This window comes from Rossellomorea sp. NPDC077527, assembly GCF_044542955.1.
Classification (GTDB): Bacteria; Bacillota; Bacilli; order Bacillales; family Bacillaceae_B; genus Rossellomorea; species Rossellomorea aquimaris_E.
The window spans coordinates 100,172-124,483 of record NZ_JBITVL010000001.1; the positions used below are offsets into that span (position 1 = coordinate 100,172).

Below are 24,312 nucleotides of genomic sequence, written 5' to 3' on the forward strand. Positions count from 1 at the left end.
CGTGAATTTATGGCAAATGAAAGAGGAATTATCAGAATTTTGTCGTATGTGTAAAGTAATACTTTTTTATTCTGGGAGACATTTCGATGCTGATTGAGAAATTATTATTACATGTACTGATTATACTGGCTCCTGTTCTCATTCAAACTTCGCTCCTTGAAAACCACAGGCTGGGGAAGTCCCCTGTTTTCATTGGGGTATTACATGGGATTGCAGCATTTATGTGTTTGATTTTTGCCTATGAAAGCTTTGGGCTCTATTGGGATTTCAGGTATATTCCACTCGTTCTTTCCATGTTATATGGTGGAAGGAAGGCTGGGGTCATCGTTTTCTTATTTATAATGTTGGCACGTATCATCAATGGAGGTGATGCGATGGTCTTCGGATTTGTTAGTGCGTTTTTAGCCGGAATTCTGCCCTTTTTGATATCCAATCGATTCTGGTCCTTTCCTCCAAGAAAGCGAGTGACATTTGCTGTTCTACTTGGTTTTTGGCCGGCACTGGTCATGCTCGGAATCCTCCTTTCCTTTGCCTTCATAACCGGTGTACCCGTATCTGGCAACAGAGAAATGGGGATTTATGTTCTCATATTCGGTGGAATTCAGGTCCTTGGGGTAGGTCTTGCAGCTCAACTAAATGAATGGCTGATCGAGAAGAAATTATTACGTGAAGAAATCATGAAATCGGAAAAGCTGAACACACTAGGTGAACTCGCTGCTTCCATCGCTCATGAAGTGCGTAATCCACTAACTGTGGTAAAAGGTTTTCTTCAATTGATGAAAAAGCAGGTAACCGGAGATCACGATGAATACCTGAAGATTGTATTGAGTGAGTTGGGGAGGGCAGAGGAAATCATAAATGATTATTTGAACTTTGCCAAACCGGAGTTCGAAAAGGTCGAGAAGATCAATGTCAGAGAAGTTCTCTCGGATGTCACCGTGCTTCTCAATGCGTATGCCCTGAAGGAAGGCGTATTCCTTGAAGCTGATCTGCATGAAGATGCACATCTATTAACGGATCGAAATAAATTGAAACAAGCCTTTGTAAATATCATCAAGAATGCCATAGAGGCAACGCCGCCCCAAGGCAAGGTAGCCGTGAATCTGGAGGTCACCCATACACAGGCTGTCATTACGGTCACGGATACAGGTAAGGGGATGACGAAAGAGCAGGTTGCCAGGCTAGGGACATTATTTTTCACAACAAAAGACCAGGGAACGGGTCTCGGTACATCCGTTTCCATGCGTATCATAGGCGCGATGGGAGGGCATGTTCACTATTCGAGCATTGTGAATAAAGGGACGGTGGCTACGATAAGCCTTCCATTAAACAGTGAAAGGCACGGGAAGTTCGATACAACTACAACGAATACATATAGTAACAACTTAAACGCTTAGGACGGTACTAAGTGTTTTTTATTTTGATAAAAAAGCTCAACTCCATTTTCCGTACATACGTTCCATGATAGGATAGAAGATATGAATAATGAAGCCTAATGTGCAAGCGACTATGACGGTTCCGATTCCCACCGCTCCATGAAAAATCATGGCAAGCGTAATGGCAATGGCTTCATTTAATAAACGTGAATTTCGTAAGTTCAAACCGAATCTCTGGTGAATCGCCACCATAAATGTATCCATCGGACTTGAGGGGAGTTTGGCTTGTAGGTAAATAGAAATCCCGATCCCAAGAATCAGGATGCCTGTAAGGACCAGGGACAACTGCTGGCCAAATCCAACCGGCTCCAGAAAGGTAAGACCCATCGTTATCCAGTAATCAACCATCATCCCGATAACGAATATTGAAAGGGCAGCTAACCATTGAATCCCTTCCTTTAATAAAATGGCATTTATGCAAATGAGAATACACCCATTCATAAAGATGCATGTCCCAATTGAAAGGTTGAGCAGGTTTGATTCCCCGACGGCAAGTGCATCCCAGGGAGCCGCCCCCAGTTCCCCTTTAATAATGAGAGAAACACCCAATGAAAGTGCGAGTAAACCAATACAGTAAAAGCTGAATCTAGCCATCATCCCCTGAATCCTCCGTTCCAAAAGCTTGTCTAATATATATGTTCGTTGGGAAAAGGTTAGAATCAACATTTTGATCTGAAAGCTTGAGGTGATGCGTCGGTGAAGAGCCCCATTAAAATATCCATCAGAGAGTTAGTAGAGTTTGTCTTTAAGGAAGGGAGTATAGACCTGCGATTTCAGGCACGCTCCTCCATGACCATTGGTACAAGGCTTCATCAGAAGCTGCAGAAAGAATATAAAGAGGGCGATGAGAAGGAAGTGTTCCTGAAAGGGGAGGTGCTTTCAGGGGATGTGCTCTTTCAGTTGGAAGGGCGATGTGATGGAATTCATTACAATGAAGATGAGGTGACCGTGGAAGAAATCAAATCCACAGCCAAGAAGATAGACTTCATTGAAAAAGGCTCCCGTGTCCACTGGGCTCAGGGAGAATGCTATGCTTACTTGTTGGCTAAGGAAAAGGGACTTTCCCATATCGGTGTTCAACTGACCTACATTGAGGTGGAAACCGAAGAAACGAAGTCCTTCCAACAGACGTATACCATTGAAGAACTGGATAGGATCGTAACCGGTATCCTGGAGGCCTATACGCCATTTGCCAATTTACTACTGACGAATGAAGAAAACAAAATGAAAAGTATTGAGGGCCTGGCCTTTCCATACCCCGCCTATCGAAAGGGTCAGAAAAACCTTGCAGGAGCCGTTTACAAAACAGTCATTGAATCCAAGTCCCTCTATGCAAATGCTCCAACCGGAACGGGCAAGACCATTTCCACTTTGTTCCCGACAGTGAAAGCCATGGGGGAAGGACGCTCAAAATGGTTCTATGTGACAGCCAAAACGATCACCCGTACGGTGGCGGAAGAGGCGTTGCTTCTCCTGGAAGGGGAAGGATTGTCACACAGGTCCGTTACGATTACGGCGAGAGATAAGATATGCTTTAAAGAAGAAACCATCTGTCAAAAAGAGTATTGTGAATTTGCCAACGGCTATTATGACCGCATTAATGGGGCTTTGATTGACATATTGACCAACGAATCCATCATTACACGGACAATCATTGAATCGTACGCCAAAAAGCATACAGTGTGTCCTTTCGAGTATTCAATCGATCTTTCCTATTTGGTGGATGGGGTCATATGTGATTATAATTACATCTTCGATTCGAGGGTTTCCTTGAAAAGATTGAACGACGAGGGAAAGAATGATACGACTTTACTCATTGATGAAGCTCATAATCTTGTCGGCAGAGGAAGGGAAATGTACTCAGCTTCGCTGAAAAAATCGGATTTCTCTCTGGTCCAAAAGCTATATCCTGAGCATGGTGGATTGAATACATCCATAACAGCCGTTTTGAAATCATTCAGACGAATTAAAAAAGAAGACGGGAAGGCTATACGAAGTGAAATAGATGAAGAATTGTTAGATTCGATTATGATCTTCATAGAGATAGCGGAAAAAAATCTCGGAGAAGGGGGACGGGAATGGCCGGAGGAATTCATGCAATTGTATTTCGATGTCATAAGTTTCGTGAGGATCTCCAACCTCTTTTCAGAGGAGCATCGTTTTGTGATCAGTCGAAGCTCGGATGACCTGGAAGTGAAAATCTTCTGCATTGATCCATCGAAACTCATCAAGCAGGTTGCAAAGCCATATCATTCATCCATCTTCTTTTCTGCTACCCTGCACCCGTTTTCGTATTATTTTCAACAACTGGGTGGAGGGGAAGAGGATTATCGATTCTTGATTCCTTCTCCCTTTCAACATGAGCAATGGCAGGTTGGGATCCATCCCATCTCCACTCGCTTCAAGGATAGAGAACGAACACTTCCCTACATTACGCATTCGATTGAAGAAACGTTCAATGGGTACAAAGGGAATTATCTGATTTTCTTTTCATCCTATGCTTATATGCAAGAAGCGTATGATAAGTTGAACAAAGCATCACTGGACGCGGATATCATCATCCAGGCACCCAATATGATTGAGGGAGAAAGAGAGGCATTTCTTGGTGAGTTTCAAAGTGATAGAGAGCGCCCGGTTATTGGCTTTGCGGTTCTCGGTGGGATATTTTCAGAAGGGATCGATCTGAAAGGAGACCGGTTAAAAGGTGTGATCGTGGTCGGCGTGGGACTCCCACAGCCTTCTCTGGAACAGGAAATCATTAAAGATCATTTCAATGCCTTGGGGATGAACGGATTCGATTTTGCCTATGTTTATCCGGGAATGAACAAAGTATTCCAATCAGGTGGAAGACTCATTCGTTCAGAAGAGGACAGGGGAATTCTGAAACTCATCGACGATCGGTACCTGACTCCTAAATATCGGTCCTTATTTCTTGAAGAATGGAAAGGTTATCGTGTGATAACGTAGAAAAGACCGCTATTAAGCGGTCTTTTGTTATTAGTTAAAAGAAGGGTCCTTTAACAGGCGATCGAATTCTTCAAGGTGATGGGTTTCGTCAGCAATCATATCATCCAGCTTGATGCTAAGCTCGACTAAACCTAATTCCTCAGCCTGTTCTTTACGTTTTTTGTAACGTTCAATTGTATCTGCCTCTGCTTTTCGTCCTTCTTCAAGCATTTCCTTCACATTATCCGTTTGCTTAACGGCTGCAGGCGTCGTTGTCGGATCTCCACCTAATGTTTTGATCTTTTCAGCCAGGTATAAAGCGTGTCCCTGCTCATCTGGAATTTCCTCTTCGAAGAAAGGCTTTAATATTTGACGATATAAGCCGCTCACAACAGCAGCGTAGTTTGTGTAGAGGATAACGGCCGCATACTCATTTGCCAAGTCTTCATTTAATCCATCAATTAATTCGTTTAATTTTGCTTCATCCATGTGTAAATACCACCCTTTTATTTGTTGTTATACAGACTAATTACCCGGATTGATGAAGAGATAAACATACCGGGGGAAATGAAAGCCCTCCAAATATTTTGTCTTCAAATGGGGATTCTAATTCTATAAAAGTCAGAGGAGGGATGAGTATGTCTAAGCAAGGAAAGAAAAATATGGACCAAACTTCGGAACAATTGGCGAAACAAAAAGCCAAGAATGATGTGGAATTTGCATCTGATACCCAGATTGGAAATAGTAATGGCCAAAGTCAGAAAAAAAGCGGCACACAAGTAAATAAAAAATAAATGACGAATATCTTTTTCAACTAAAGAAAATCCTATATGTAGAAACAGGAGGTGTAAAGGCATGAGAATTGGTGTTGAACAATCCTTAACTAACGTTGTAGAAGCCTTACGTGCACAGGGGCATGAAGTAGTGGAGCTGAAGCAGGAGTCTGATGCAAACGGGTGTGACTGCTGTGTCGTGACAGGAATGGATACAGATGTAATGGGTATTCAAAATGTAGCTACTCAAGGGCCGGTCATCGAAGCGAGCGGACTGAGTGCAGATCAAATCTGCCAGGAAGTACAAAGCAGACTTCAATAGTTTTCAACAAAAAAACAGCCTTGGATGGCTGTTTTTTTGTACCTTATTAATAAAAGTAGAAGGTGCACGATTTTTGAAGCACCTGAATTATATCAGCCTATCTGTGCAAGAGGCTGATTTCTTAAATGCTCGCGCAGAAGATCAGGAGCCGTTAAAAAGATCAGTCCATTTCCTTCCAGAGTTTTTGGAAAGCCGAGTGGAACCGTACGTTTAATCAGCTGTGCATAGACTTCACATTCAGATAGGGTGCGGTCGAAGGAAATCTGTTCGAATTCTTTAATCAGGGCCAGGGACCCGGAGACGTGAGGAGCAGACATGGATGTGCCGCTGAGTTTGGCGTATTTCTCACCTGGGATGGTCGATAAGATTTGTTCACCAGGAGCCACTAAGTCCACTTCATTGTTGGAGTTGGTAAAGTAGGATGACTTTCTTTGAAGATCGATGGCACCCACAGAAATGACTTCATTATAGCAGGCAGGGTAGGAGAACTCATCGGTGCTGCTATTGGAATCTCCCTCATTCCCGGCCGCGCAGACAACCAGGATATTGGCATCCACCGCTTTTTGAATTGCTTCGTGCAGAGGTTCGTAATCAGTCGGGCCTCCCAAAGACATGGAAATGATGTCGACTTTTTGTTCAATCGCATACAGGATACCATTGACGATCCAGTCATACTTCCCGCTTCCCCGGCTGCCTGCAAGGACCTTGATAACCAGTAAATCTGCCAGTGGAGCCACTCCAATGACCCCTTCACCATTTTCACTGGCGGCAATCGTACCTGCCACATGAGTGCCGTGCCCGCTGTAATCCGTCACGTTATCTTCCGCACCGTCATCATCGTCGGTGAAATTTCGGAAGGCTTTCACCTTTCCGGCAAGATCAGGATGATTCATATCACATCCTGTATCGAGTATTGCAATGGTTACACCTTTTCCTTTATACCCATTCTTCCACATACTAGGAGCTTGGATTAAATCAACGCCTTTAGGAATTTCATTTGCATCAACAATCATTTCGTCCATGAAATATGGAATTAACCTAATTTCACTTTGCATACCAATCCCTCCTAAAATAGTGTTGCGTAGAATAGAAATCAGAAGTTTCTGAAAATATAACATTTTTGGGACAAAATGAAAAGGGATAATAGTAATAGGAAAATAAAACCAATCATATTTTCTTCTTCGACTGCATAAGGGGAGCAGGTGGATGATTTCAGAAATGATAGACCATGTTTTGGAGGGGGGAATTTAAACAAACGTTTGATTAAGAGTACAAACCCTTGATGTGAGTATGGTTCCCGTGGTTAAACAAACGTTTGGTTAAAAAATGATGTACTGCTTTTTCATCATGTCACCCTCACTTCCTTCATAAAATAAATGGAAGGAAGGTGATTCACGGATGAATTATTATCAATACGGTTATCCGACATATTCCTATTACCGAAATGCTCCCAATATGGCGTATGCTCAAATCCAGGGAGGTCCGCTCGCTCCAGGCCTGCAAGGGTATGTTTTTTTTCGTGAAGTCCAAAACGGAGTGGAAGTATTTGCGGAGGTCACAGGCTTGCCGGCTTATAAAGAAGGAAAAGGCGATCAAAAACCGATCGGCCCCCACGGATTTCACCTCCATGAAAAAGGGGTTTGTGAAATAGGAGATCCGAAAAATCCTTACACATCCGCCGGGGGTCATTGGAATCCAACCAACCAGCCACATGGCAATCATGCAGGTGATTTTCCTGTTTTGTTTTCGAATGATGGCTATGCGAAAATGTCTTTTTTTACGAATAAGTTCAAAGTGAAAGACGTGATAGGAAAAGGCGTCATCATCCACCAGAACCCGGATGACTTCACGTCACAGCCTTCAGGAGATGCCGGTAAAAGACTGGCATGTGGGGTGATTATGGGATATGGAATATAACAAGAAAAAGGGTTGACCCCTAATCGGGGGTCAACCCTTTACTGTGTAACAAAATTAAAATACGCCCAAAACATCCAGCATGACGAACAGAATCAACACAGGTGCCACGAAACGGATCAGGAAGAACCATGTTTCGAACAATCCACGTTTCAACCCGCTCCCTTGCTTTAATTCTTCATACAGAGCGCTTTTCTTCATTTTCATCGGCACGAAAAGGGCAATGAGTAAGGACCCTATTGGAAGCAGTACATTGCTGACCGCAAAATCAGCCAAATCGAAAATGGTTTTGCCAAACAGCATGACATCCCCTAGGATTCCGAACGATAATGCCGACGGAATGCCGCAAACGAAAATGGCAAGACCGATGATCCAAGACCATTTCTTCCGCTTGACAGGCTCTCCCTTTGAAATGACAGAAACGATGATTTCTAGCATCGAGAAGGCAGATGTCAGTGCTGCAAATAAGAAAAGCACCAGGAATGCGATGAAGAATAGCATCCCGAAAGGAAGCTGACTGAACACAGTAGGCAGTACATTAAATAGCAGTACAGGACCTGCCCCCGGTTCTAAATCAAAGGCAAAGACTGCAGGGAAGATTGCAAGTCCGGCTAATAATACAATGAAAATATTCATTGCCACGATAGAGATCGCTGATCGTGGCAGACTTTGCGATTTCGGAAGGTATGAACTATATGTCACCATTACAGATACCCCGACACTTAATGTGAAGAAGGATTGACCCATCGCTTCTAAAATCGTCTGAGACGTTACTTTAGAAAAATCCGGCTGAAGCAGGAATGTCACTCCTTCACCTGCCCCGTCAAGAGTGATGGCACGAACCACTAACAGAATGAAAAGGATGAATAATGCCGGCATCATGATTTTACTGGCAAGTTCAATACCCTTTTCAACCCCTTTAGCCACTACAATGATGGTCATCAAGATGAAAACAAATTGCACGAACACACTAGTCATTGGATTTGAAATCGTTGAACCGAACACTTCGGCATACTGTTCCGAAGAAAGGCCGTTTAATTGCCCAGTGACGGCTTTGAATAAGTAAACGACGATCCAACCCCCGATTACACTGTAGAAGGAAAGCAGGATGAAGGATGTAATCATCCCGAGGATCCCGACCCAGTGCCACTTTGTCCCGGGAGCGATCTTTCTATACGAATCCACGGCATTGCTCCCGGAGGTTCGTCCGATTGAGAATTCTGCCAATAGTAATGGGAGGCCGAGTAGTAATGTAAATAGAATAAAGATCAGGAAGAATGCTCCGCCTCCATTTTCACCGGCAATATAAGGGAATTTCCAAATGGCCCCCAATCCGATGGCAGAACCGGCTGCCGCCAGGATAAAGCCGATTTTCGATGACCATTGTTCACGCTGACTCATGTTCATTCTCCTTTCTGTTTATATTGATGTGTGCAGGCAAACAAATAAAAAAATCGCCCCTACATATCGTAGGGACGATTTGGATATCGCGGTACCACCCTAGTTATGAGAAAGAATCCCTTCTCATCACTCTTCACACATAACGGCATCAACCGTCTTTTGATCTCGTCAAAAGAAGCTCCGGAATCGAAATTCGCTTCATTTTTGTACCGGTTCACACCAACCACCGGCTCTCTTTAACAGGGAAATGTCCACTACTTGTTTCCTTCAAAGCTTTTCAATATTAGGTTATACAATTTTTATCACGAAACAAAACATCTTGTCAATCTATTTCGGGAAAAGTAGTGAGAATTGTCTGGAATTGATGGTGGTTTTTGGTTTAGGAGCGGGTGGTGATAAGTGTACCTGGTATAAAAGGGAGGAGATGTACCAGGTACAAAACCCTGAAAATGTACCAGGTACAAGTCGGTCCTTCTCATTGACACGTACAGACATTGAGTTCACCCTTTTTCTCAAGTAAAATAAAGAAAAATAGACTGAAAAGGTGTTTGAAATGAAATCATATATTATCGTAGGAGCAGGCATCCTTGGAGCTTCGACAGCCTATCATCTTGCGAAGGCAGGAGCCGCTGTAACAGTCGTGGACCGACAGGATGCCGGTCAGGCAACGGATGCAGCGGCGGGGATCGTCTGTCCGTGGCTGTCACAGCGGAGGAATAAAGTGTGGTATCGACTTGCCAAGGGCGGGGCGAGATACTATCCGGATATTATCAGGCAACTCGAAGCAGACGGTGAAACGGAAACGGGTTATAAACGCGTAGGGGCCATCAGCCTTCATACGGATGTAGATAAACTCCAAAAAATGTTGGAAAGAGCGGAGAAACGCAGGGAGGATGCTCCGGAAATAGGAGACCTTACCCTTCTGACTTCTGAAGATACGCGGGATCGTTTCCCGTTGCTCTCAGAAGAATTTCAGTCGGTACATGTAAGCGGAGCTGCGAGGGTAGATGGCAGGGCACTGCGGGATGCGCTTTTGAGTGGTGCCAAAAAGCACGGGGCATCATTTCGACAAGGGGATGCCCGACTGGAAAACGAAAACAATCGAATCATTGGGGTCAACATTTCCGGCGAAGTATTACAGGCGGACGGGGTCATCGTGACAGCCGGCGCTTGGGCAAAGGAGCTCTTTCGCCCTCTTGGAATCAACTTTCTCGTCACCTCCCAAAAAGCGCAGATTCTCCATTTGGGAGCAGGAGGGAAAGAAACGGATGATTGGCCCGTCGTCATGCCCCCTAATGACCAATACCTCCTAGCCTTTCCAGAAGGAAGGGTCGTGGCTGGTGCTACTCATGAAAATGATGTCGGCTTTGATCAAAGGGTAACGGCGGGGGGCCTGCACGAAATTCTCCACAAAGCAATGGGCGTTGCACCGGGAGTCAGCGATGGAACGATCTTGGAGACGAGAGTCGGGTTCCGCCCGTTCACACCTGGTTTCCTTCCGGTTTTCGGTGCGATGCCGGGACTGGATAATATTTGGGTAGCCAATGGTCTTGGAGCATCAGGGTTGACAGTGGGTCCATATCTCGGATCACAGCTTGCCAATTTGGCTATGGGAGAACCTACGGAGCTTGATCCCGCCGACTACGATGTGGCTGGGGCGATCGAGTGAAATAGAAGAAAAAACCACCAACTCATTTCCCTCTATCTTCTATAGGGAATGACCCTTATAATAGAGGGAGCGAAATTTAGATTAGGAAGAAAAGGTGTTTATGATATGAGTTTATTAACAGTCAAAAATTTGACTCACGGTTTCGGTGACCGTGCGATCTTTAATGACGTTTCTTTCCGCCTGTTAAAGGGTGAGCATATCGGCTTGATCGGTGCCAACGGAGAAGGAAAGTCTACATTTATGAATATCATTACAGGGAAGCTTGAGCCTGATGAAGGAAAAGTGGAATGGGCGAAGCGGATCCGTATCGGCTATCTGGACCAGCATGCACAGTTGAAGCAGGGCATGACGATCCGGGATGTATTGAAGACAGCCTTCCAATACCTGTTTGATATGGAAACAGAAATGAATGAGCTTTTTGCCAAGATGGGAGAAGCCTCTCCTGAAGAGTTAGAAGAATTACTGGAGGAAACCGGTACCCTTCAGGATGCATTGACGAATAATGATTTCTATATCATTGATGCCAAGGTAGAAGAAATCGGTCGTGGCCTTGGGTTGGATGATATCGGATTAGATAAAGATGTCCACGACCTGAGTGGGGGGCAGCGTACGAAAGTATTGCTGGCAAAGCTCTTACTAGAGAAGCCGGACATCCTATTACTCGATGAGCCTACCAACTATCTTGATGAGCAGCATATCAATTGGTTGAGGCGTTATCTGCAGGAATATGAAAATGCATTTATCCTGATCTCTCATGATATCCCGTTCTTAAATAGTGTCATCAACCTGATTTACCATATGGAAAACCAAGAGTTGAATCGCTACGCCGGGGATTACCATGAATTCAAACGTGTCCATGAAATGAAAAAACAGCAGCTGGAGTCCGCTTTCAAGAGGCAGCAGCAGGAGATCTCAGAGCTGAAGGATTTTGTTGCCCGTAATAAGGCACGTGTATCGACACGGAACATGGCTATGTCCCGTCAGAAGAAGCTCGATAAAATGGATATGATCGAACTGGCTGCGGAAAAGCCGAAGCCGGAATTCAATTTTAAACAAGCGAGAACCGCTGGCAGGGTCATCTTTGAAACGAAGAATCTTGTGATCGGCTACGATGAACCGTTATCGAAGCCTCTCAATCTGAAGATGGAGCGTGGTCAGAAGATTGCTCTTTCAGGAGCCAATGGAATCGGAAAGACCACTCTATTACGCAGCATCCTAGGTGAAATCAAACCAATCTCCGGCTCAGTGGAGCTTGGCGATTATCTCCATATCGGTTATTTTGAGCAGGAAATCAAATCAAAGAACAACAACACTTGCATCGAAGAGGTGTGGAATGAGTTTCCTTCCATGAATCAGGCAGAAGTGCGTGCAGCCCTTGCCAAATGCGGCCTGACGACGAAGCATATTGAAAGCAAGGTAGAAGTGCTGAGTGGTGGGGAAAAAGCCAAGGTGCGCTTATGCAAGTTAATGAATAAAGAATCGAACGTCCTTGTGTTCGATGAACCGACGAACCATTTGGACGTCGAGGCTAAAGAAGAGTTAAAACGTGCATTGAAGGAATACAAAGGCACCGTCCTCTTAATCAGCCACGAACCTGATTTCTATCAGGACGTAGCGACAGAAGTATGGAATTGTGAAGATTGGACAACGAAATTGTTCTAATAAAGAAAGCCGAATCCTGTACGAATAACGGGGATTCGGCTTTTTTACGTATATTGAATGTTACTCTTCTAACACAGACTCCAACGAAGAATAGCCATTGTCCTCTAATCGAAGATCATCGAAACTATGCTTCATGTGAAGGTCGATCAATTCCAAGAGCGTCTGTTGATCCTTGTTTTCAATGGCCTTCACCATTTCTTCATGTTCACGGAAGCGAACGTTTTCACCCGGCTCGACATGATAAAACACATCGAATAAAAATAAATACACATTGGATTGGGTAAGCATTTCATCCATGTAACGGATCAGGAATTTATTCCCGCTCACTTCGGCAAGAAACAAATGGAATTGCTTATTAAGCTCGACGTATTTTAACAGATCCTTTTGTCTATACGTTTCCTGTTCATCTTCCAGAAACGAATAAAGCTTAGACATATCGGATTTCCTCACTTTAGGGAGGCCGTATTTTACAGTAAGAAATTCGATTTCTTTCCTTAGTTCAAAAAATGAAATAATCTCTTCCCTGGTAGGATGGACGACGAATGCCCCGCGGTTCGGAATGATCTGAACAAGTCCTTCTGCCTCAAGACGTTTCAACGCATGCCGGATGGGGGTCCTGCTAACATTCATCTTCTGAGAGATGATTTGTTCAACGAGTTGGGTACCGGGTGCGATTTTCCTCGCCAATAAGGCATCCTTTAGCTGGCTGTATACTTTTAGTTCTGTGGTTTGTCTTATCTTCACGGTCATCATCCATTCAATCAAGTATTTCCTGCTTACTATCATATATGAAAAAGAGGCTGATCCAAAATCAGGTGCCTTCTATTCGAAGACACCTGACTTACGAACCAGCCTTTTATGCGAATGATTTAAAGTTATTGCCCCAAATTTCCTTCATGCTGTGAACCGTAATGAATGCTCTTTCATCAGTGGATTGAATATATGATTTCAATTTGGAGAAGTCTCTGCGGCCTACAATGGTCGTGATGACTTCCTTCTGATCATCTGAAAAGGCACCTTTCGCTGAATGTACGGTCGCTCCTCTTTCCAGATCTCCAACGATAAACTCTTTGATTTCTTCGCTGTGTTCGCTGATGATGACCACTTCTTTGCTTTCATTGAAAAATTGAAGGGTGCGATCGATCATCATCCCTTTCAACAACAGACCAAAGAATGCATATAATCCAACCTGTAGTCCAAAGAACCATGCAGACGCCAGGACAATAAGGACATCTGAAGCAAGGACGGCCCGTCCCAGTTCCAGTCCCGTAAATTTGTGAATGATTTTCGCAAGGACACCCGTGCCGCCGGCGGACGCTTCCTGATTAAAGATCATGGCAACTCCGATGGCTCCGATAAGGGTCCCAATCACAATTTGTATCAGGATATCATGTCCGATTGGATTGTTGAGAGGGTGGAACACCTCTAATCCCCAAACCATTCCACTGATTGACAGGCTTGCGAACACGGACTTCAGTCCGAAACTTGGACCGATTAACAGAAGCCCGAGAATAAATAACATCATGTCGAGTGAAAACATGATGACCCCGACGGGCAGGTCCATGAATTGTGCAAGCACGATGCCTGCCCCGCTCGTTCCTCCCGTCCCGACCTTATTGGGCGACAGGAAAAAATGTATATTCAGTGCGATCAAAAAAGCACCCAGCATTATATTTAATAAGGATTGAATTTGTTTCATCATGGAGCACGCTCCTTTTGAGTAACGGTAGTTTGAAAAACAATCAACCCGATTATAAAGAGTGAAAAACGCCATGTAAATGATAAATTCTTATGTAAGCATTTACGTAAAAAAGTTTTTATAATGCATGTTTTCTGACATTTATTTTGCTGGAAATCGGTGTGAAAAATCTGTTGACTTTTTTACCTAAGGTGATTAATATTTAAACAGGTTAAATATTAAATGAATGAACAGAAATGGAGGATGAACTTGGACCGGAAACAAATCCAACAATCTTATATAGATCGTTTGTTTACAGCATTTCACGTAACGAATCGCCATATTCAGCAGGAAATGGGGATTGCATTGAAAGACATGAATCTAACGGGTCCTCAATTTTTCATCCTTTATCTCTTGTCGACTTCAGAAGATATGAAATCGACGGAACTGGCTGAGAAGTTAGATGTAAAACCAAGTGCGATCACTGTCATGATCGATCGACTGCTGAAGAATGACCTGGTCGCCAGAGAGAGAGATGAGAAGGACCGCAGGATTGTAAAACTGCAGCTCACTTCACTCGGTCGAGAAATTTTCGAGAAGGCGAAAGGGAAGAGAAGAGAGATTTTCTCCCGTTACCTTGCTTATCTCGGCGAAGAGGATGTAGATCAGCTTGTGACCATTTACGAAAAGCTTGCAGCAGCCGTAGAGAACAATACAGAAGAATAAGGAGAGAATATATATGTCAGAACAACCAGGGATCAATAGACGTTTAGTCCTGGCCGGCTTGATTATCGGGATGTTTTTTAGTGCCCTTGAACAAACGGTGGTCGGGACAGCGATGCCGACAATCATCGCCGAACTGAACGGCTTTTCCATTTTTGCATGGGTGACCACGGCTTATTTAATCACTTCCACAACGGTTACACCGATCGTGGGAAAACTATCGGATTTATATGGCAGACGATTATTGTATTTGATCGGCGTCATCATCTTTATCATCGGATCAGGCTTATGCGCCACGGCCACTTCCATGGAGCAGCTCGTTCTTTACCGCGGCCTTCAGGGAATTGGCGGAGGAATGATCATGCCATTATCCCAAACCATCATCGGGGATATCTTCACGGCTGAACAGCGCGCGAAGTGGCAGGGAGTATTCGGGGCATTATTCGGATTGAGCTCTGTCATCGGACCGTTCATCGGCGGTTTCATCGTCGATACGATCAGCTGGCACTGGATTTTCCTGATCAACGTACCATTTGGTATATTATCGGCCCTATTATTATTCATCGGTTTGAAATATGAAAATGTCGGACGCCCGACGGATAAAGTAAGCATTGATTATCTTGGAATCATTACCCTGATTCCGGCGTTGGTCCTTTTATTAATTGGATTGAACTTCGGAGGGGACAAATTCGAATGGACTTCAGCAACAAGCTTCATGCTCTTTGGCGGATCCATCGTATTACTTCTAGTCTTTGGAGTTATTGAAAATAAAGCAAAGGAGCCGATCCTTGATTTAAGCCTGTTTAAAAATCGCGTATTTGCCACAACGAATGCATTAGGATTCCTTCTTGGATTAGGGATGTTCGGAGCGATCATGTTCGTGCCGATGTTCATGCAGGGAATACTCGGGGTGACACCGACTCAGGCAGGATCTACCATGACACCAATGATGATTTCGCTTATTGTGGCCAGTATCATCGGAGGTAGATTATTATTAAGACTAAGATACCGTACCGTTTTGACGGCAGGTATGCTGATCACTGTAGTAGGATTCTTCTTGATGAGTACAATGGGGCCATCGTCTAAAGAATACACGGCCTACATGTTTATGATCGTGATGGGATTCGGTATGGGTCTTGTTATGCCTACACTCATGATCGCGGTTCAGAATGAATTTCCTAAATCAAGACTCGGAGCCGTCACATCATCGGCCACCTTCTTCCGTTCCATCGGAGGGACGATCGGGATCACTGTTCTAAACGCTGTAATGAATCAATCCCTACAGGAAAATATGAAGGACGTCGCCGCACAGGCGAAAAATCCTGCTGCCGGTCAGATTCTTACAGGATTAAGTGAAAAGACCGATGCCCTTTTCGGTTTACTTGTCACACCTGGCCTATTGGAAGTGCCGGAAGAAATCGGCAGCATCGTGATCACTGCAATTGAAACCGCGTGGTCCGATGCATTTACAACTGTCTTCCTGACCGGTCTAATCTTCATCGCCATCGGTGTAGGAGTGGCCTTATCGGTTGGAAACGGCAAGATTAAACGTGATAAAGAGTTACAGGAAGAGGCGGAACAACCAGTTCTTAAACCTGCTACTGAATAATACGGAAAAAAGCCTGCTTTGGGTGAGTTCAAAGCAGGCTTTTTGTTATGTGTTTTTACGTGAGGGCGCTGTAGATTTGATAGGGGTTATAGTGGATTACTGTTTTATGAGCGGAAATTTTATTTTAACGGCGGAATTTGGGATATATCGGCGGAATCGTTATTTTAACGGCGAAACACAAAATATATCGGCGAAATTTTCATTTTAACGGCGATACACAAAATATAACGGCGAAATCTTCATTTTAACGGCGAAACACAAAATATATCGGCGAAAACTTCATTTTAACGGCGAAACACCAAATATATCAGCGAAATTTTCATTTTAACGGCGAAACACAAAATATATCGGCGAAAACTTCATTTTAACGGCGAAACACCAAATATATCGGCGAAACACAAAATATTTAATCGAACTCCCCAAATGACCCCCAACCCCCCAAACATTTAACCCAACCCATCTCCCTCTGCAGTAAATATTAAATTTTCTGAAAATATATTGACAATTTTCAGCAGACACGTTATCTTTTGAGTAGTTAAATATAACACATATTTTTGTATACGAATAAATAACGTTATATAAATATATTTTTATATGAAGACAGGGAGGCCGATACATTGATTTTGCATGAGATTGAAACGGCAGGTCGATCGCAAATGGAACGCCTTCAACTAGAGAGACTTCAACAGGTTGCCCGGAATGTGTATGAACGTGTTCCTTTTTACAGGGAGCAGTTTGACAGGAGAGGTTTGAAGCCTGAGGATATAAAGTCTTTATCAGACTTAAAATTGTTACCGCTTACAATAAAGAAGGATCTTCGAGATCATTACCCGTTTGGACTGTTTGCAGTAAAGCGTGAGGAAATGGTGAGGGTGCATGCATCTTCAGGCACGAGCGGGAAGCCGACGGTTGTAGGCTATACGCAAAATGATGTCGATATGTGGGGCGGGATCGTCGCCAGGGCGATTGCCATGGCTGGCGGTAAACCTGGTGATGTCCTGCATAATGCATACGGATATGGACTTTTTACAGGTGGTCTCGGTCTTCATTATGGAAGTGAGAAGCTCGGGATGATCACGGTTCCAGTGTCGGGCGGGAATATGTCCAGACAGATAACGTTATTAGAAGATTTTCAGCCGACGGTCATCTGTGGAACACCGTCCTATGTTCTCAACTTAGCAGAATCCATGGAGGCAGAAGGAAAAGATCCCGCCTCTCTATCCTTACAATACGGAATATTCGGAGCGGAACCATGGTCTGATTCAATGAGAAAGACGCTGGAGAGAAAGCTGGATATTAAAGCATGCGACATCTATGGATTGAGTGAGGTCATCGGTCCAGGGGTAGCCATGGAATGTCATGAAGCACAGGATGGCCTTCACGTTGCGGAAGACCATTTCCTTGTGGAAGTCATCAATCCCGATACGTTAGAGCCCCTGCCGGAGGGGGAAGTCGGAGAGCTCGTGTTTACGAGTTTAACGAAGGAAGCCTTTCCGATCATTCGATACAGAACCGGGGATATCGCTTCGATCCAGCACGGAACATGCTCATGTGGACGTACAACGGTGAAGATGTCCAGGGTGAAAGGAAGAGTGGATGACATGCTCATCATCAGGGGAGTAAATGTGTTTCCATCTGAAATGGAGCATTTTCTTCTTCAGATTAATGAACTGGCACCGCACTATCAGGTTCATCTCAAGAAAAGGGGTGCCCTTGATTTAGTGGAACTACAGGTAGAGGTCACGGATGAATGCTTTGAGGGAATGTCCCGGGATTTGAATCATGTAGAGATGAATCAATTGGAAGCGAAAGTGAAAAGCCTGATGAAAGATCGATGTTACGTTTCCATGGATGTGAAGATTAGAGGACCGAGAGAGATCCCCCGATCAGAAGGAAAAGCCATCCGGATAGTGGATCTTAGAGGAGAGGCCATGCTTCAATAAATTTTTTTGAGAAAAATAACTATCACACAATTGGTTAACCCCGTATTAACAATGTGATAGAGGAGGGCTACGATGAGTGACGTACTATCAAATCAACGATTGACGGAAGAAGAGCGTATGGCTCATTTTATGAAAAAAATTGAAAACAACGAAAAGATCGAAGCCGATGATTGGATGCCGGATGAATACCGGAATGCGCTGATCAAGTTGATATCCATGCATGGAATCAGTGAAATCATGGGGGCGCTTCCTGAGAAGGAATGGGTCCCGAAAGCACCGACTCTTAGAAGAAAGCTCGGGATCATGGCAAAGGTTCAGGATGAAATGGGCCATGGGCAGCTTCTGCTTCGTGTGGCGGAAGATTTAATGAAGCCATATGGAAAAACGAGAGAGCATATCATGAGGGATTTGTTTTCAGGGGATTTAAAGTTTCATAACGTGTTCCACATGGAAGCACCGACCTGGGGAGATGCGGGTCTGATCGGCTGGCTCGTAGATGGGGCAGCGATCATCACTCAAACGAATATGCTCCATGCCTCTTATGGACCTTATGCCCGGGCGTTGAAGCGGATTTGTGCGGAAGAAGTGTTCCACGCACAGCATGGTGAAGCGATTATCATGGCTCTCACAGAAGGAACACCGGAACAGAAAGCACTGGTCCAGGACGCGGTGGACCGTTGGTGGGAGTCGCTGCTTATGTTCTTTGGACCGGGGGATGCGAAGACAACCGGTTCTTCCAAGCAGGATATCACCATTAAGTACAACATTCGAACGAAAACGAATGAGCAGCTGCGTCAGGACTTTTTCACGAAATATGTACCGAGAATCCTGTCATTGGGTCTGACCCTGCCGGATGAAACAATGTACTTTGATGAAGAAAACGATGTATGGATCTATAAGCAGCCAGATTGGAGCCGATTTAAGGAAATCATCCGGAATAACGGGCCGAAATCGAAGGAACGCCTTCGCTTGAGGGAGTTATCCTACGACAACAATGCGTGGGTACGGGAAGCATTAAGCCCTAGTGACCAAGTAAGTTAGAAGGGAATGAGACAGGATGTCAGATAAGGGGCAGAACTTTTATCAGGAATTTGAAGTGTTCAGTAAAAGGTCCGACGGGGCACAGATGCAGCATCAATTCAGTTTGCTTGCCCCCAATCATGAGCTTGCCATGGTGATGGCTCAGGAGAATTTCATGAGAAGGGAGCCTGTTTCGGATATATGGGTCGTGAAGCGTTCGGATGTACGGATGATGACGCCAGAAGAAAGGGAGAGTGTCTCTCGCCTTGATAATAAAGACTACCGAAACGCTAAAGGCTACGGTTATTTGAAAAAGAAGTGGAGACAGTACGAACAGGAAATGCTGGATGAGAAGGAAATTATGTCATGGGGAGAGTTGGTGAAGAAGAAATGAATGTGAAGAGTCCGAATGACATCCCGAATGCAGATTACAAGGAAGCCCTTTTGAGCCTCCTTTATCAGCTGGCGGACGATGATTTCATCCTTGCTTACCGGGGATCTGAATGGCTGGGCCTCGCTCCCCATATCGAGGAGGATGTTGCGTTTTCGTCCATCAACCAAGACACGATGGGCCATGCGACGATGTTTTATCAGCTCCTTGAAGAATTGGGAGAAGGAGATCAAGACCATCTCGCTCATGGCCGGAAGGCAGATGAAAGAAGAAATGCGATCCTGCTTGAAGAAGTGAACGGTCCAGGCAACTATATGGAGGAACCCCGTTACGATTGGGCTTTCGCCGTTGTGAGACATTATTTCTACAGCGTGGCGAAAAAGGTGCGGATTGACTCATTAAAGAATTCTTCCTATGAACCACTTGCCGAAATGGCCATCAAGATCAACACGGAATTATATTATCACCTGCTTCACTGGAAAACTTGGTTCATTCAATTATTGAATTCAGGCGGAGAAGCAAGGGAGCGCATGAATAAGGCAATTGAACGTGTACTGGATGAGTTCCAGGGAGTCCTGACCCTGGGGCCAAAGGGGAAAGAGATGTCCTTCATGGCTTTGATCGAAGGGGAAGAAAGCTTGGTGAAACGATGGGAGCTTGCCCTCGAGCCGGTTTTCATGTCCACACAGCTATCATTTCCGCCGAGAGTGGACATGAAAAAAGGGAATGGACGCGTAGGAGAACATACTCATGAATTAGATGCAGCCTTATCAACACTAAGCGAAGTCTATCAAACCAATCCCGCAGCAACCTGGTAAAGGATGAGGAGAAATGACGGCAACCGTATTAGATGTTCTTCAAACAGTGAAAGATCCTGAAATTGATTCTATCAGCATTGTGGACCTTGGTATGGTGAATCGGGTCCATCATCAGGAGGAAACCCTGGTAATTGAACTGCTTCCCACTTTTGTCGGCTGTCCTGCACTGGACATCATTAAAGGAAATGTGGAGAAAGCGTGCAGGGAGAACCTTGACGTACAATCCGTACAGGTGGAGTTCGTCTATTCTCCGCCATGGACATCGGATCGACTGACGGTGAATGGACGGGAGCGGCTGAAGGAATTTGGCATCGCGCCCCCGCCTGAACATTTCACAGGGGAGGAAGATTGGGAGATTCATTGCCCTTACTGCGATTCCCCCTATACGTCAATGGAGAATCTGTTTGGGCCGACCGCCTGCAGAAGCATCCTCTACTGTAAACAATGCCGTAACCCGTTTGAAGCCATGAAGCCTATATCCACGATGATGTAAAAATCTATTAAACTATTGAAAATCAAAGGAGAGATTCCATTATGGTAAAACTGATTGCATTATATAAGCACCCTGAAAACAAAGAGCAATTCGATGAGCACTACTTCAATACCCATGGTCCGATCACGGCGAAAATCCCTGGTCTTAAGAAGATGGATGTTACTCGCATCGTCGGTTCTCCAATGGGTGGGGAAGGCAAGTATTACTTAATGTGTGAAATGTACTACGAGAGCCATGAAGCACTGAAGGCAGCGATGAAATCCGATGAAGGAAAAGCTTCAGGGAAGGACCTTATGGGCTTTGCAGCAGATCTTGTCACCCTTATGATCGGCGAAGAAGTGAATGAGTAAAGAGTACGAATATATCGTAGTAACCGAGAGGGACGGACTTGGTTTTATCGAATTGAACAGACCGAAAGTCTTGAACGCCATCAATCGTCCCATGGTATCGGAGCTGGTCCATGCTTTCGAGGCGTTTGATCGGAATGACAGTGTGAAAGTCATCGTGCTGTCCGGAAAAGGAAGGGCGTTCGCTGCAGGCGCAGACATCGATGAAATGGCAGAGGACGGCGCCATTGATCTTGAGCTACTGAATCAATTCACCGAATGGGACCGCCTTGCCTGGATCAAGAAACCGATCATCGGTGCGGTTCAAGGGTTTGCGTTAGGCGGAGGATTCGAACTTGCCCTTTGCTGTGACCTTCTATTTGCGTCTGAGGATGCGAGCTTTGGTTTTCCGGAAGTGAATCTGGGGGTCATGCCGGGAGCCGGTGGAACCCAGAGACTTACGAAGCTGATTGGGAAATCCCGTGCCATGGAGTGGCTGTTATCAGGAGACATGTTTACAGCCACTCAAGCTCTCGAATGGGGAGTCATCAACCGGGCAATCCCGAAAGAACTTTTAATAGAAGAAACAGAGAGATTTGCAAGGAAACTGGCGACAAAGCCACCGCTTTCCCTTCGGTTGATCAAGGAGTCTGTCCATAAAGCCGTGGATTCCTCTATTTATGAAGGAATGCAATATGAGCGTAAGAACTTCTATCTGCTTTTTGCCTCAGAAGATCAGAAAGAAGGAATGAACGCTTTCGTGGAAAAACGGAAACCGGATTTTAAAGGGAAATAAGGAGGCTGCCACATGTACGAAACGATTAAGTATGAAGTGAAAAATAACGTAGCATGGATCACCATGAATCGACCGGATAAGCTGAATGCCTTTATCCGGCAGCTTAACCTGGAGATCCAGAAAGCCGTGAAGGATTCTTCACGTAATGAAGACGTGAGAGCCATCGTCATCACGGGGGAAGGGAGAGCCTTCTGTTCAGGTCAGGATTTAAGTGAAGTCGATGAAAGCATGGATCACGGTGAAGTGCTCCGACATAACTACGGACCGATGGTGAAAGAGATCGAGCAGTGTGAAAAGCCGGTTATCGCTGCTGTCAACGGCGTAGCGGCCGGTGCGGGATTCAGTCTGGCCCTTGCGTGTGACTTCAGACTGGTATCAGAGAAAGCGAGCTTCGTACAGGCATTTGTGCATGTCGGACTCGTTCCGGATTCAGGGAACCTCTACTATTTATCAAATATTGTCGGCTACGCAAAAGCGTTGGAGCTGGCGGTGTTTGGAGAGAAAATCAAAGCAATAGATGCAGAAAAACTTGGTCTGGTAACGAAAATCATTCCACTCGATGAGTGGCAGGAAGAAACGGCTGCCTTTGCCGAGAGAATTGCCTCTATGCCAACGAAGGCAATCGGTTTGATGAAGCGCTTATTAAAGGGCAGTGCAGATTTATCCTTCAACGAATACTTAGAAAAAGAAGCCTGTGCCCAGCGGATCGCAGGTACGACAGAAGATCATCGCGAAGGTGTGACAGCCTTTTTAGAAAAAAGAAAGCCAGCCTTTCACGGAAAATAATTCAATCAAAGAGGAGATGGAGTTATGTCTACAGTAAAAGAGCAAAGCTTTGAAGTCCTTGAAATGAAAAGAGAACATTATTCATTGGTGATTAACGGTCAACGCATGGAAAGCACGTCTGGAGAAACGTTCACGACGTACAATCCGGCAACAGGTGAAGCGATCGCCACCGTGTCACTTGCATCAGTGGAAGACGCTGAAAAAGCGGTTGAAGCAGCCAGAAACGCATTTGATTTCGGTAAGTGGAAGAAGTTCCCGATCAACAAACGTTCCCGTGTACTTAACAAAATTGCAGGCATTATGAGATCTCGTTTCAATGAGCTTGTTTCACTGGAAATCATGGACAGCGGGAAATCATTATCCGCGGCACAAGGTCAAGTGATGCAAGCGATTGAAGACTTTGAATTCTATGCAGGTGCAATCGTGGGTCATCGCGGAACGGTCAATAACGTACCAGGTCAATTCACAAACGTTGCCGAGAAAGAACCGGTCGGAGTATGTGCCCAGATCATCCCTTGGAATTATCCATTGATGATGGCTGCATGGAAAATCGCGCCGGCCATCGCTGCAGGCTGCTCGGTTGTCGTGAAACCAGCGACCCTTACACCGCTGACGGCCATCGTCCTCGGGGAAATCTGTATTGAAGCGGGAGTTCCTGAAGGGGTTGTTAACATCATACCGGGTGCAGGTTCTTCTGTAGGTAATTACTTAGTGGAGCATGAAAAAGTGGATAAAGTGGCCTTCACCGGTTCCACTCCGATCGGTAAAAACATCATGGAAAAAGCATCCCAAACATTAAAAAGGGTCACGCTCGAATTAGGCGGAAAATCCCCAAATATCGTGTTTGAAGACGCTGATGTGGATGCAGCAGTGGATGGTTCCCTATTCGGAATCTTCTATAATACAGGTCAATCCTGTGAAGCGCGCTCCAGATTATATGTCCATGAAGATATCTATGATGAATTCATGGAGAAGTTCGTTGAAAAGACGAAGAAGCTGAAGCTTGCCGACCCACATGATAAAGGCACCCATATCGGAGCCATCATCAATCAGGGTCAGCTGGATACAATCGATGGGTATGTACAGTCTGCCAAAGAAGAAGGAGCGACGATCTTAGCTGGAGGAAGTCCTGCGAAGGTAGAAGGCTTTGAAAATGGCTACTGGTATGAGCCTACCATCATCACCGATGTAAACCACGATATGAAGGTAGTGAAAGAAGAAATCTTCGGACCGGTTGTGGTGGTAATGAAATTCAAAGATGAAAAAGAAGCGATCAGAATGGCCAACGACAGCGAATATGGACTCGGTTCCGCGGTATGGACTCAGAATCATGGTCGTGCCACAAGAGTATCCAAAGCGATCCAGGCTGGAATTGTCATGGTAAACTGCCCGTTCTCCGCATTCCCGGGGACACCATTTGGAGGCTATAAGCAGTCCGGATTCGGCCGTGAGCTTTGCGTGGAAACGCTCGACCTTTATACAGAAACAAAGAGCATCATTTCTTATTTTGGGAACCGTCCGTTAAATCCATTTGGCGTATAAGAAATTATCATCAAGGAGGGGTTGTCCTACATGGCAACCCCTTATTGCTAGAAAGGGGAATGTA

24 protein-coding genes and 1 other annotated feature are annotated in these 24,312 nt (G+C 44.9%); of the genes, 18 read left to right on the plus strand and 6 right to left on the minus strand.

The features are described 5' to 3' along the window. Nucleotides 1-86: 86 nt before the first annotated feature. Entirely contained in the window at nt 87-1,397 is a 1,311-nt protein-coding gene (locus ACIGG7_RS00480) for an ATP-binding protein (protein WP_397548361.1), read from the plus strand. A gap of 36 nt (nt 1,398-1,433) precedes the next feature. Here the strand turns inward: ACIGG7_RS00480 and ACIGG7_RS00485 are convergent, their stop codons facing one another. Next, complete coding sequence (locus ACIGG7_RS00485) at nt 1,434-2,033, minus strand: YczE/YyaS/YitT family protein (RefSeq protein ID WP_397548362.1); 600 nt, start codon at nt 2,031-2,033, stop codon at nt 1,434-1,436. A 99-nt stretch (nt 2,034-2,132) separates the two neighbouring features. Here ACIGG7_RS00485 and ACIGG7_RS00490 point away from each other — a divergent pair, with 99 nt between their 5' ends. Next, a complete protein-coding gene (locus tag ACIGG7_RS00490) occupies nt 2,133-4,403 on the plus strand; it encodes a helicase C-terminal domain-containing protein (RefSeq protein ID WP_397548363.1) in 2,271 nt (756 codons plus the stop codon). Between the two features lie 30 nt (nt 4,404-4,433). Here ACIGG7_RS00490 and ACIGG7_RS00495 read toward each other — a convergent pair whose 3' ends face one another. Then, complete coding sequence (locus tag ACIGG7_RS00495) at nt 4,434-4,871, minus strand: ferritin-like domain-containing protein (protein ID WP_224941908.1); 438 nt, start codon at nt 4,869-4,871, stop codon at nt 4,434-4,436. Between the two features lie 149 nt (nt 4,872-5,020). On the opposite strand from ACIGG7_RS00495, the gene ACIGG7_RS00500 reads away from it, so the two are divergent. Then, a complete protein-coding gene (locus tag ACIGG7_RS00500) occupies nt 5,021-5,176 on the plus strand; it encodes a hypothetical protein (RefSeq protein WP_397548364.1) in 156 nt (51 codons plus the stop codon). A 61-nt stretch (nt 5,177-5,237) separates the two neighbouring features. Next, on the plus strand, nt 5,238-5,477 hold the full coding sequence (locus ACIGG7_RS00505) for a YkuS family protein (protein WP_206852339.1): 240 nt from the start codon (nt 5,238-5,240) through the stop codon (nt 5,475-5,477). A gap of 92 nt (nt 5,478-5,569) precedes the next feature. Here the strand turns inward: ACIGG7_RS00505 and ACIGG7_RS00510 are convergent, their stop codons facing one another. After that, on the minus strand, nt 5,570-6,532 hold the full coding sequence (locus ACIGG7_RS00510) for a S8 family peptidase (protein ID WP_397548365.1): 963 nt from the start codon (nt 6,530-6,532) through the stop codon (nt 5,570-5,572). Nucleotides 6,533-6,875: 343 nt separating this feature from the next. Here ACIGG7_RS00510 and ACIGG7_RS00515 point away from each other — a divergent pair, with 343 nt between their 5' ends. Next, complete coding sequence (locus ACIGG7_RS00515; protein WP_397548366.1) at nt 6,876-7,394, plus strand: superoxide dismutase family protein; 519 nt, start codon at nt 6,876-6,878, stop codon at nt 7,392-7,394. Between the two features lie 54 nt (nt 7,395-7,448). Here ACIGG7_RS00515 and ACIGG7_RS00520 read toward each other — a convergent pair whose 3' ends face one another. Next, entirely contained in the window at nt 7,449-8,792 is a 1,344-nt protein-coding gene (locus tag ACIGG7_RS00520; RefSeq protein WP_397548367.1) for a sodium-dependent transporter, read from the minus strand. Nucleotides 8,793-8,859: 67 nt separating this feature from the next. Beyond that, nucleotides 8,860-9,072, minus strand: a binding site (T-box leader). 273 nt (nt 9,073-9,345) lie between these two features. Between ACIGG7_RS00520 and ACIGG7_RS00525 the strand changes: the two genes are divergently transcribed. Further along, nucleotides 9,346-10,461, plus strand: coding sequence for an NAD(P)/FAD-dependent oxidoreductase (locus tag ACIGG7_RS00525; RefSeq protein WP_397548368.1), 1,116 nt, complete (start codon nt 9,346-9,348; stop codon nt 10,459-10,461). Between the two features lie 105 nt (nt 10,462-10,566). Then, nucleotides 10,567-12,123, plus strand: coding sequence for an ABC-F family ATP-binding cassette domain-containing protein (locus tag ACIGG7_RS00530; protein ID WP_397548369.1), 1,557 nt, complete (start codon nt 10,567-10,569; stop codon nt 12,121-12,123). Nucleotides 12,124-12,183: 60 nt separating this feature from the next. On the opposite strand, the gene ACIGG7_RS00535 is transcribed toward ACIGG7_RS00530, so the two are convergent. Both ACIGG7_RS00535 and ACIGG7_RS00540 read right to left on the minus strand, forming a co-directional pair. Beyond that, complete coding sequence (locus tag ACIGG7_RS00535; protein WP_224941915.1) at nt 12,184-12,888, minus strand: GntR family transcriptional regulator; 705 nt, start codon at nt 12,886-12,888, stop codon at nt 12,184-12,186. Between the two features lie 91 nt (nt 12,889-12,979). After that, the gene (locus ACIGG7_RS00540) at nt 12,980-13,825 is read right to left on the minus strand and encodes a YitT family protein (protein ID WP_397548370.1); all 846 of its coding nucleotides are present in this window, start codon (nt 13,823-13,825) and stop codon (nt 12,980-12,982) included. Nucleotides 13,826-14,071: 246 nt separating this feature from the next. On the opposite strand from ACIGG7_RS00540, the gene ACIGG7_RS00545 reads away from it, so the two are divergent. The 11 genes from ACIGG7_RS00545 to ACIGG7_RS00595 all read left to right on the plus strand — a co-directional run bounded on the left by ACIGG7_RS00545 (nt 14,072) and on the right by ACIGG7_RS00595 (nt 24,248). Next, nucleotides 14,072-14,527, plus strand: coding sequence for a MarR family winged helix-turn-helix transcriptional regulator (locus ACIGG7_RS00545; protein WP_224941917.1), 456 nt, complete (start codon nt 14,072-14,074; stop codon nt 14,525-14,527). 13 nt (nt 14,528-14,540) lie between these two features. Further along, complete coding sequence (locus ACIGG7_RS00550) at nt 14,541-16,133, plus strand: MDR family MFS transporter (RefSeq protein WP_397548371.1); 1,593 nt, start codon at nt 14,541-14,543, stop codon at nt 16,131-16,133. A gap of 617 nt (nt 16,134-16,750) precedes the next feature. After that, nucleotides 16,751-18,076, plus strand: coding sequence for a phenylacetate--CoA ligase family protein (locus tag ACIGG7_RS00555; protein ID WP_397548372.1), 1,326 nt, complete (start codon nt 16,751-16,753; stop codon nt 18,074-18,076). A 72-nt stretch (nt 18,077-18,148) separates the two neighbouring features. Beyond that, entirely contained in the window at nt 18,149-19,117 is a 969-nt protein-coding gene (gene paaA / locus ACIGG7_RS00560) for a 1,2-phenylacetyl-CoA epoxidase subunit PaaA (RefSeq protein ID WP_224941920.1), read from the plus strand. Between the two features lie 16 nt (nt 19,118-19,133). Continuing rightward, nucleotides 19,134-19,490, plus strand: coding sequence for a 1,2-phenylacetyl-CoA epoxidase subunit PaaB (paaB, locus tag ACIGG7_RS00565; protein WP_034760966.1), 357 nt, complete (start codon nt 19,134-19,136; stop codon nt 19,488-19,490). Next, nucleotides 19,463-20,305, plus strand: coding sequence for a 1,2-phenylacetyl-CoA epoxidase subunit PaaC (paaC, locus tag ACIGG7_RS00570; RefSeq protein WP_397548373.1), 843 nt, complete (start codon nt 19,463-19,465; stop codon nt 20,303-20,305). The genes paaB and paaC overlap by 28 nt, the downstream gene beginning before the upstream one ends. Before the next feature lie 13 nt (nt 20,306-20,318). Beyond that, the gene (gene paaD, locus ACIGG7_RS00575) at nt 20,319-20,798 is read left to right on the plus strand and encodes a 1,2-phenylacetyl-CoA epoxidase subunit PaaD (protein ID WP_397548374.1); all 480 of its coding nucleotides are present in this window, start codon (nt 20,319-20,321) and stop codon (nt 20,796-20,798) included. 41 nt (nt 20,799-20,839) lie between these two features. After that, nucleotides 20,840-21,148 carry an EthD family reductase gene (locus ACIGG7_RS00580; RefSeq protein WP_224941922.1) on the plus strand — a complete coding sequence of 103 codons (309 nt, stop codon included), beginning with the start codon at nt 20,840-20,842 and terminating at the stop codon, nt 21,146-21,148. Next, nucleotides 21,141-21,920, plus strand: a complete 780-nt coding sequence (locus tag ACIGG7_RS00585) for an enoyl-CoA hydratase/isomerase family protein (protein WP_397548375.1) — start codon at nt 21,141-21,143, stop codon at nt 21,918-21,920. The genes ACIGG7_RS00580 and ACIGG7_RS00585 overlap by 8 nt, the downstream gene beginning before the upstream one ends. Nucleotides 21,921-21,932: 12 nt before the next feature. Beyond that, nucleotides 21,933-22,706 carry an enoyl-CoA hydratase-related protein gene (locus tag ACIGG7_RS00590; RefSeq protein WP_397548376.1) on the plus strand — a complete coding sequence of 258 codons (774 nt, stop codon included), beginning with the start codon at nt 21,933-21,935 and terminating at the stop codon, nt 22,704-22,706. A gap of 24 nt (nt 22,707-22,730) precedes the next feature. Continuing rightward, on the plus strand, nt 22,731-24,248 hold the full coding sequence (locus ACIGG7_RS00595; protein WP_397548377.1) for an aldehyde dehydrogenase family protein: 1,518 nt from the start codon (nt 22,731-22,733) through the stop codon (nt 24,246-24,248). Nucleotides 24,249-24,312 lie beyond the last annotated feature (64 nt).

Excerpts from the sequence above, each read along its gene's own strand:
- ACIGG7_RS00585 (WP_397548375.1), top strand. The coding sequence starts at position 21,141 with ATGAGTAAAGAGTACGAATATATCGTAGTAACCGAGAGGGACGGACTT.
- ACIGG7_RS00540 (WP_397548370.1), bottom strand. The coding sequence starts at position 13,825 with ATGATGAAACAAATTCAATCCTTATTAAATATAATGCTGGGTGCTTTT.
- ACIGG7_RS00480 (WP_397548361.1), top strand. The coding sequence starts at position 87 with ATGCTGATTGAGAAATTATTATTACATGTACTGATTATACTGGCTCCT.
- paaD (WP_397548374.1), top strand. The coding sequence starts at position 20,319 with ATGACGGCAACCGTATTAGATGTTCTTCAAACAGTGAAAGATCCTGAA.
- ACIGG7_RS00495 (WP_224941908.1), bottom strand. The coding sequence starts at position 4,871 with ATGGATGAAGCAAAATTAAACGAATTAATTGATGGATTAAATGAAGAC.
- ACIGG7_RS00525 (WP_397548368.1), top strand. The coding sequence starts at position 9,346 with ATGAAATCATATATTATCGTAGGAGCAGGCATCCTTGGAGCTTCGACA.
- paaA (WP_224941920.1), top strand. The coding sequence starts at position 18,149 with ATGAGTGACGTACTATCAAATCAACGATTGACGGAAGAAGAGCGTATG.
- ACIGG7_RS00590 (WP_397548376.1), top strand. The coding sequence starts at position 21,933 with ATGTACGAAACGATTAAGTATGAAGTGAAAAATAACGTAGCATGGATC.
- ACIGG7_RS00520 (WP_397548367.1), bottom strand. The coding sequence starts at position 8,792 with ATGAGTCAGCGTGAACAATGGTCATCGAAAATCGGCTTTATCCTGGCG.
- ACIGG7_RS00515 (WP_397548366.1), top strand. The coding sequence starts at position 6,876 with ATGAATTATTATCAATACGGTTATCCGACATATTCCTATTACCGAAAT.
- ACIGG7_RS00505 (WP_206852339.1), top strand. The coding sequence starts at position 5,238 with ATGAGAATTGGTGTTGAACAATCCTTAACTAACGTTGTAGAAGCCTTA.
- ACIGG7_RS00510 (WP_397548365.1), bottom strand. The coding sequence starts at position 6,532 with ATGCAAAGTGAAATTAGGTTAATTCCATATTTCATGGACGAAATGATT.
- paaC (WP_397548373.1), top strand. The coding sequence starts at position 19,463 with ATGGGGAGAGTTGGTGAAGAAGAAATGAATGTGAAGAGTCCGAATGAC.
- ACIGG7_RS00485 (WP_397548362.1), bottom strand. The coding sequence starts at position 2,033 with ATGATGGCTAGATTCAGCTTTTACTGTATTGGTTTACTCGCACTTTCA.
- ACIGG7_RS00595 (WP_397548377.1), top strand. The coding sequence starts at position 22,731 with ATGTCTACAGTAAAAGAGCAAAGCTTTGAAGTCCTTGAAATGAAAAGA.
- ACIGG7_RS00530 (WP_397548369.1), top strand. The coding sequence starts at position 10,567 with ATGAGTTTATTAACAGTCAAAAATTTGACTCACGGTTTCGGTGACCGT.
- ACIGG7_RS00500 (WP_397548364.1), top strand. The coding sequence starts at position 5,021 with ATGTCTAAGCAAGGAAAGAAAAATATGGACCAAACTTCGGAACAATTG.
- ACIGG7_RS00550 (WP_397548371.1), top strand. The coding sequence starts at position 14,541 with ATGTCAGAACAACCAGGGATCAATAGACGTTTAGTCCTGGCCGGCTTG.
- ACIGG7_RS00580 (WP_224941922.1), top strand. The coding sequence starts at position 20,840 with ATGGTAAAACTGATTGCATTATATAAGCACCCTGAAAACAAAGAGCAA.
- paaB (WP_034760966.1), top strand. The coding sequence starts at position 19,134 with ATGTCAGATAAGGGGCAGAACTTTTATCAGGAATTTGAAGTGTTCAGT.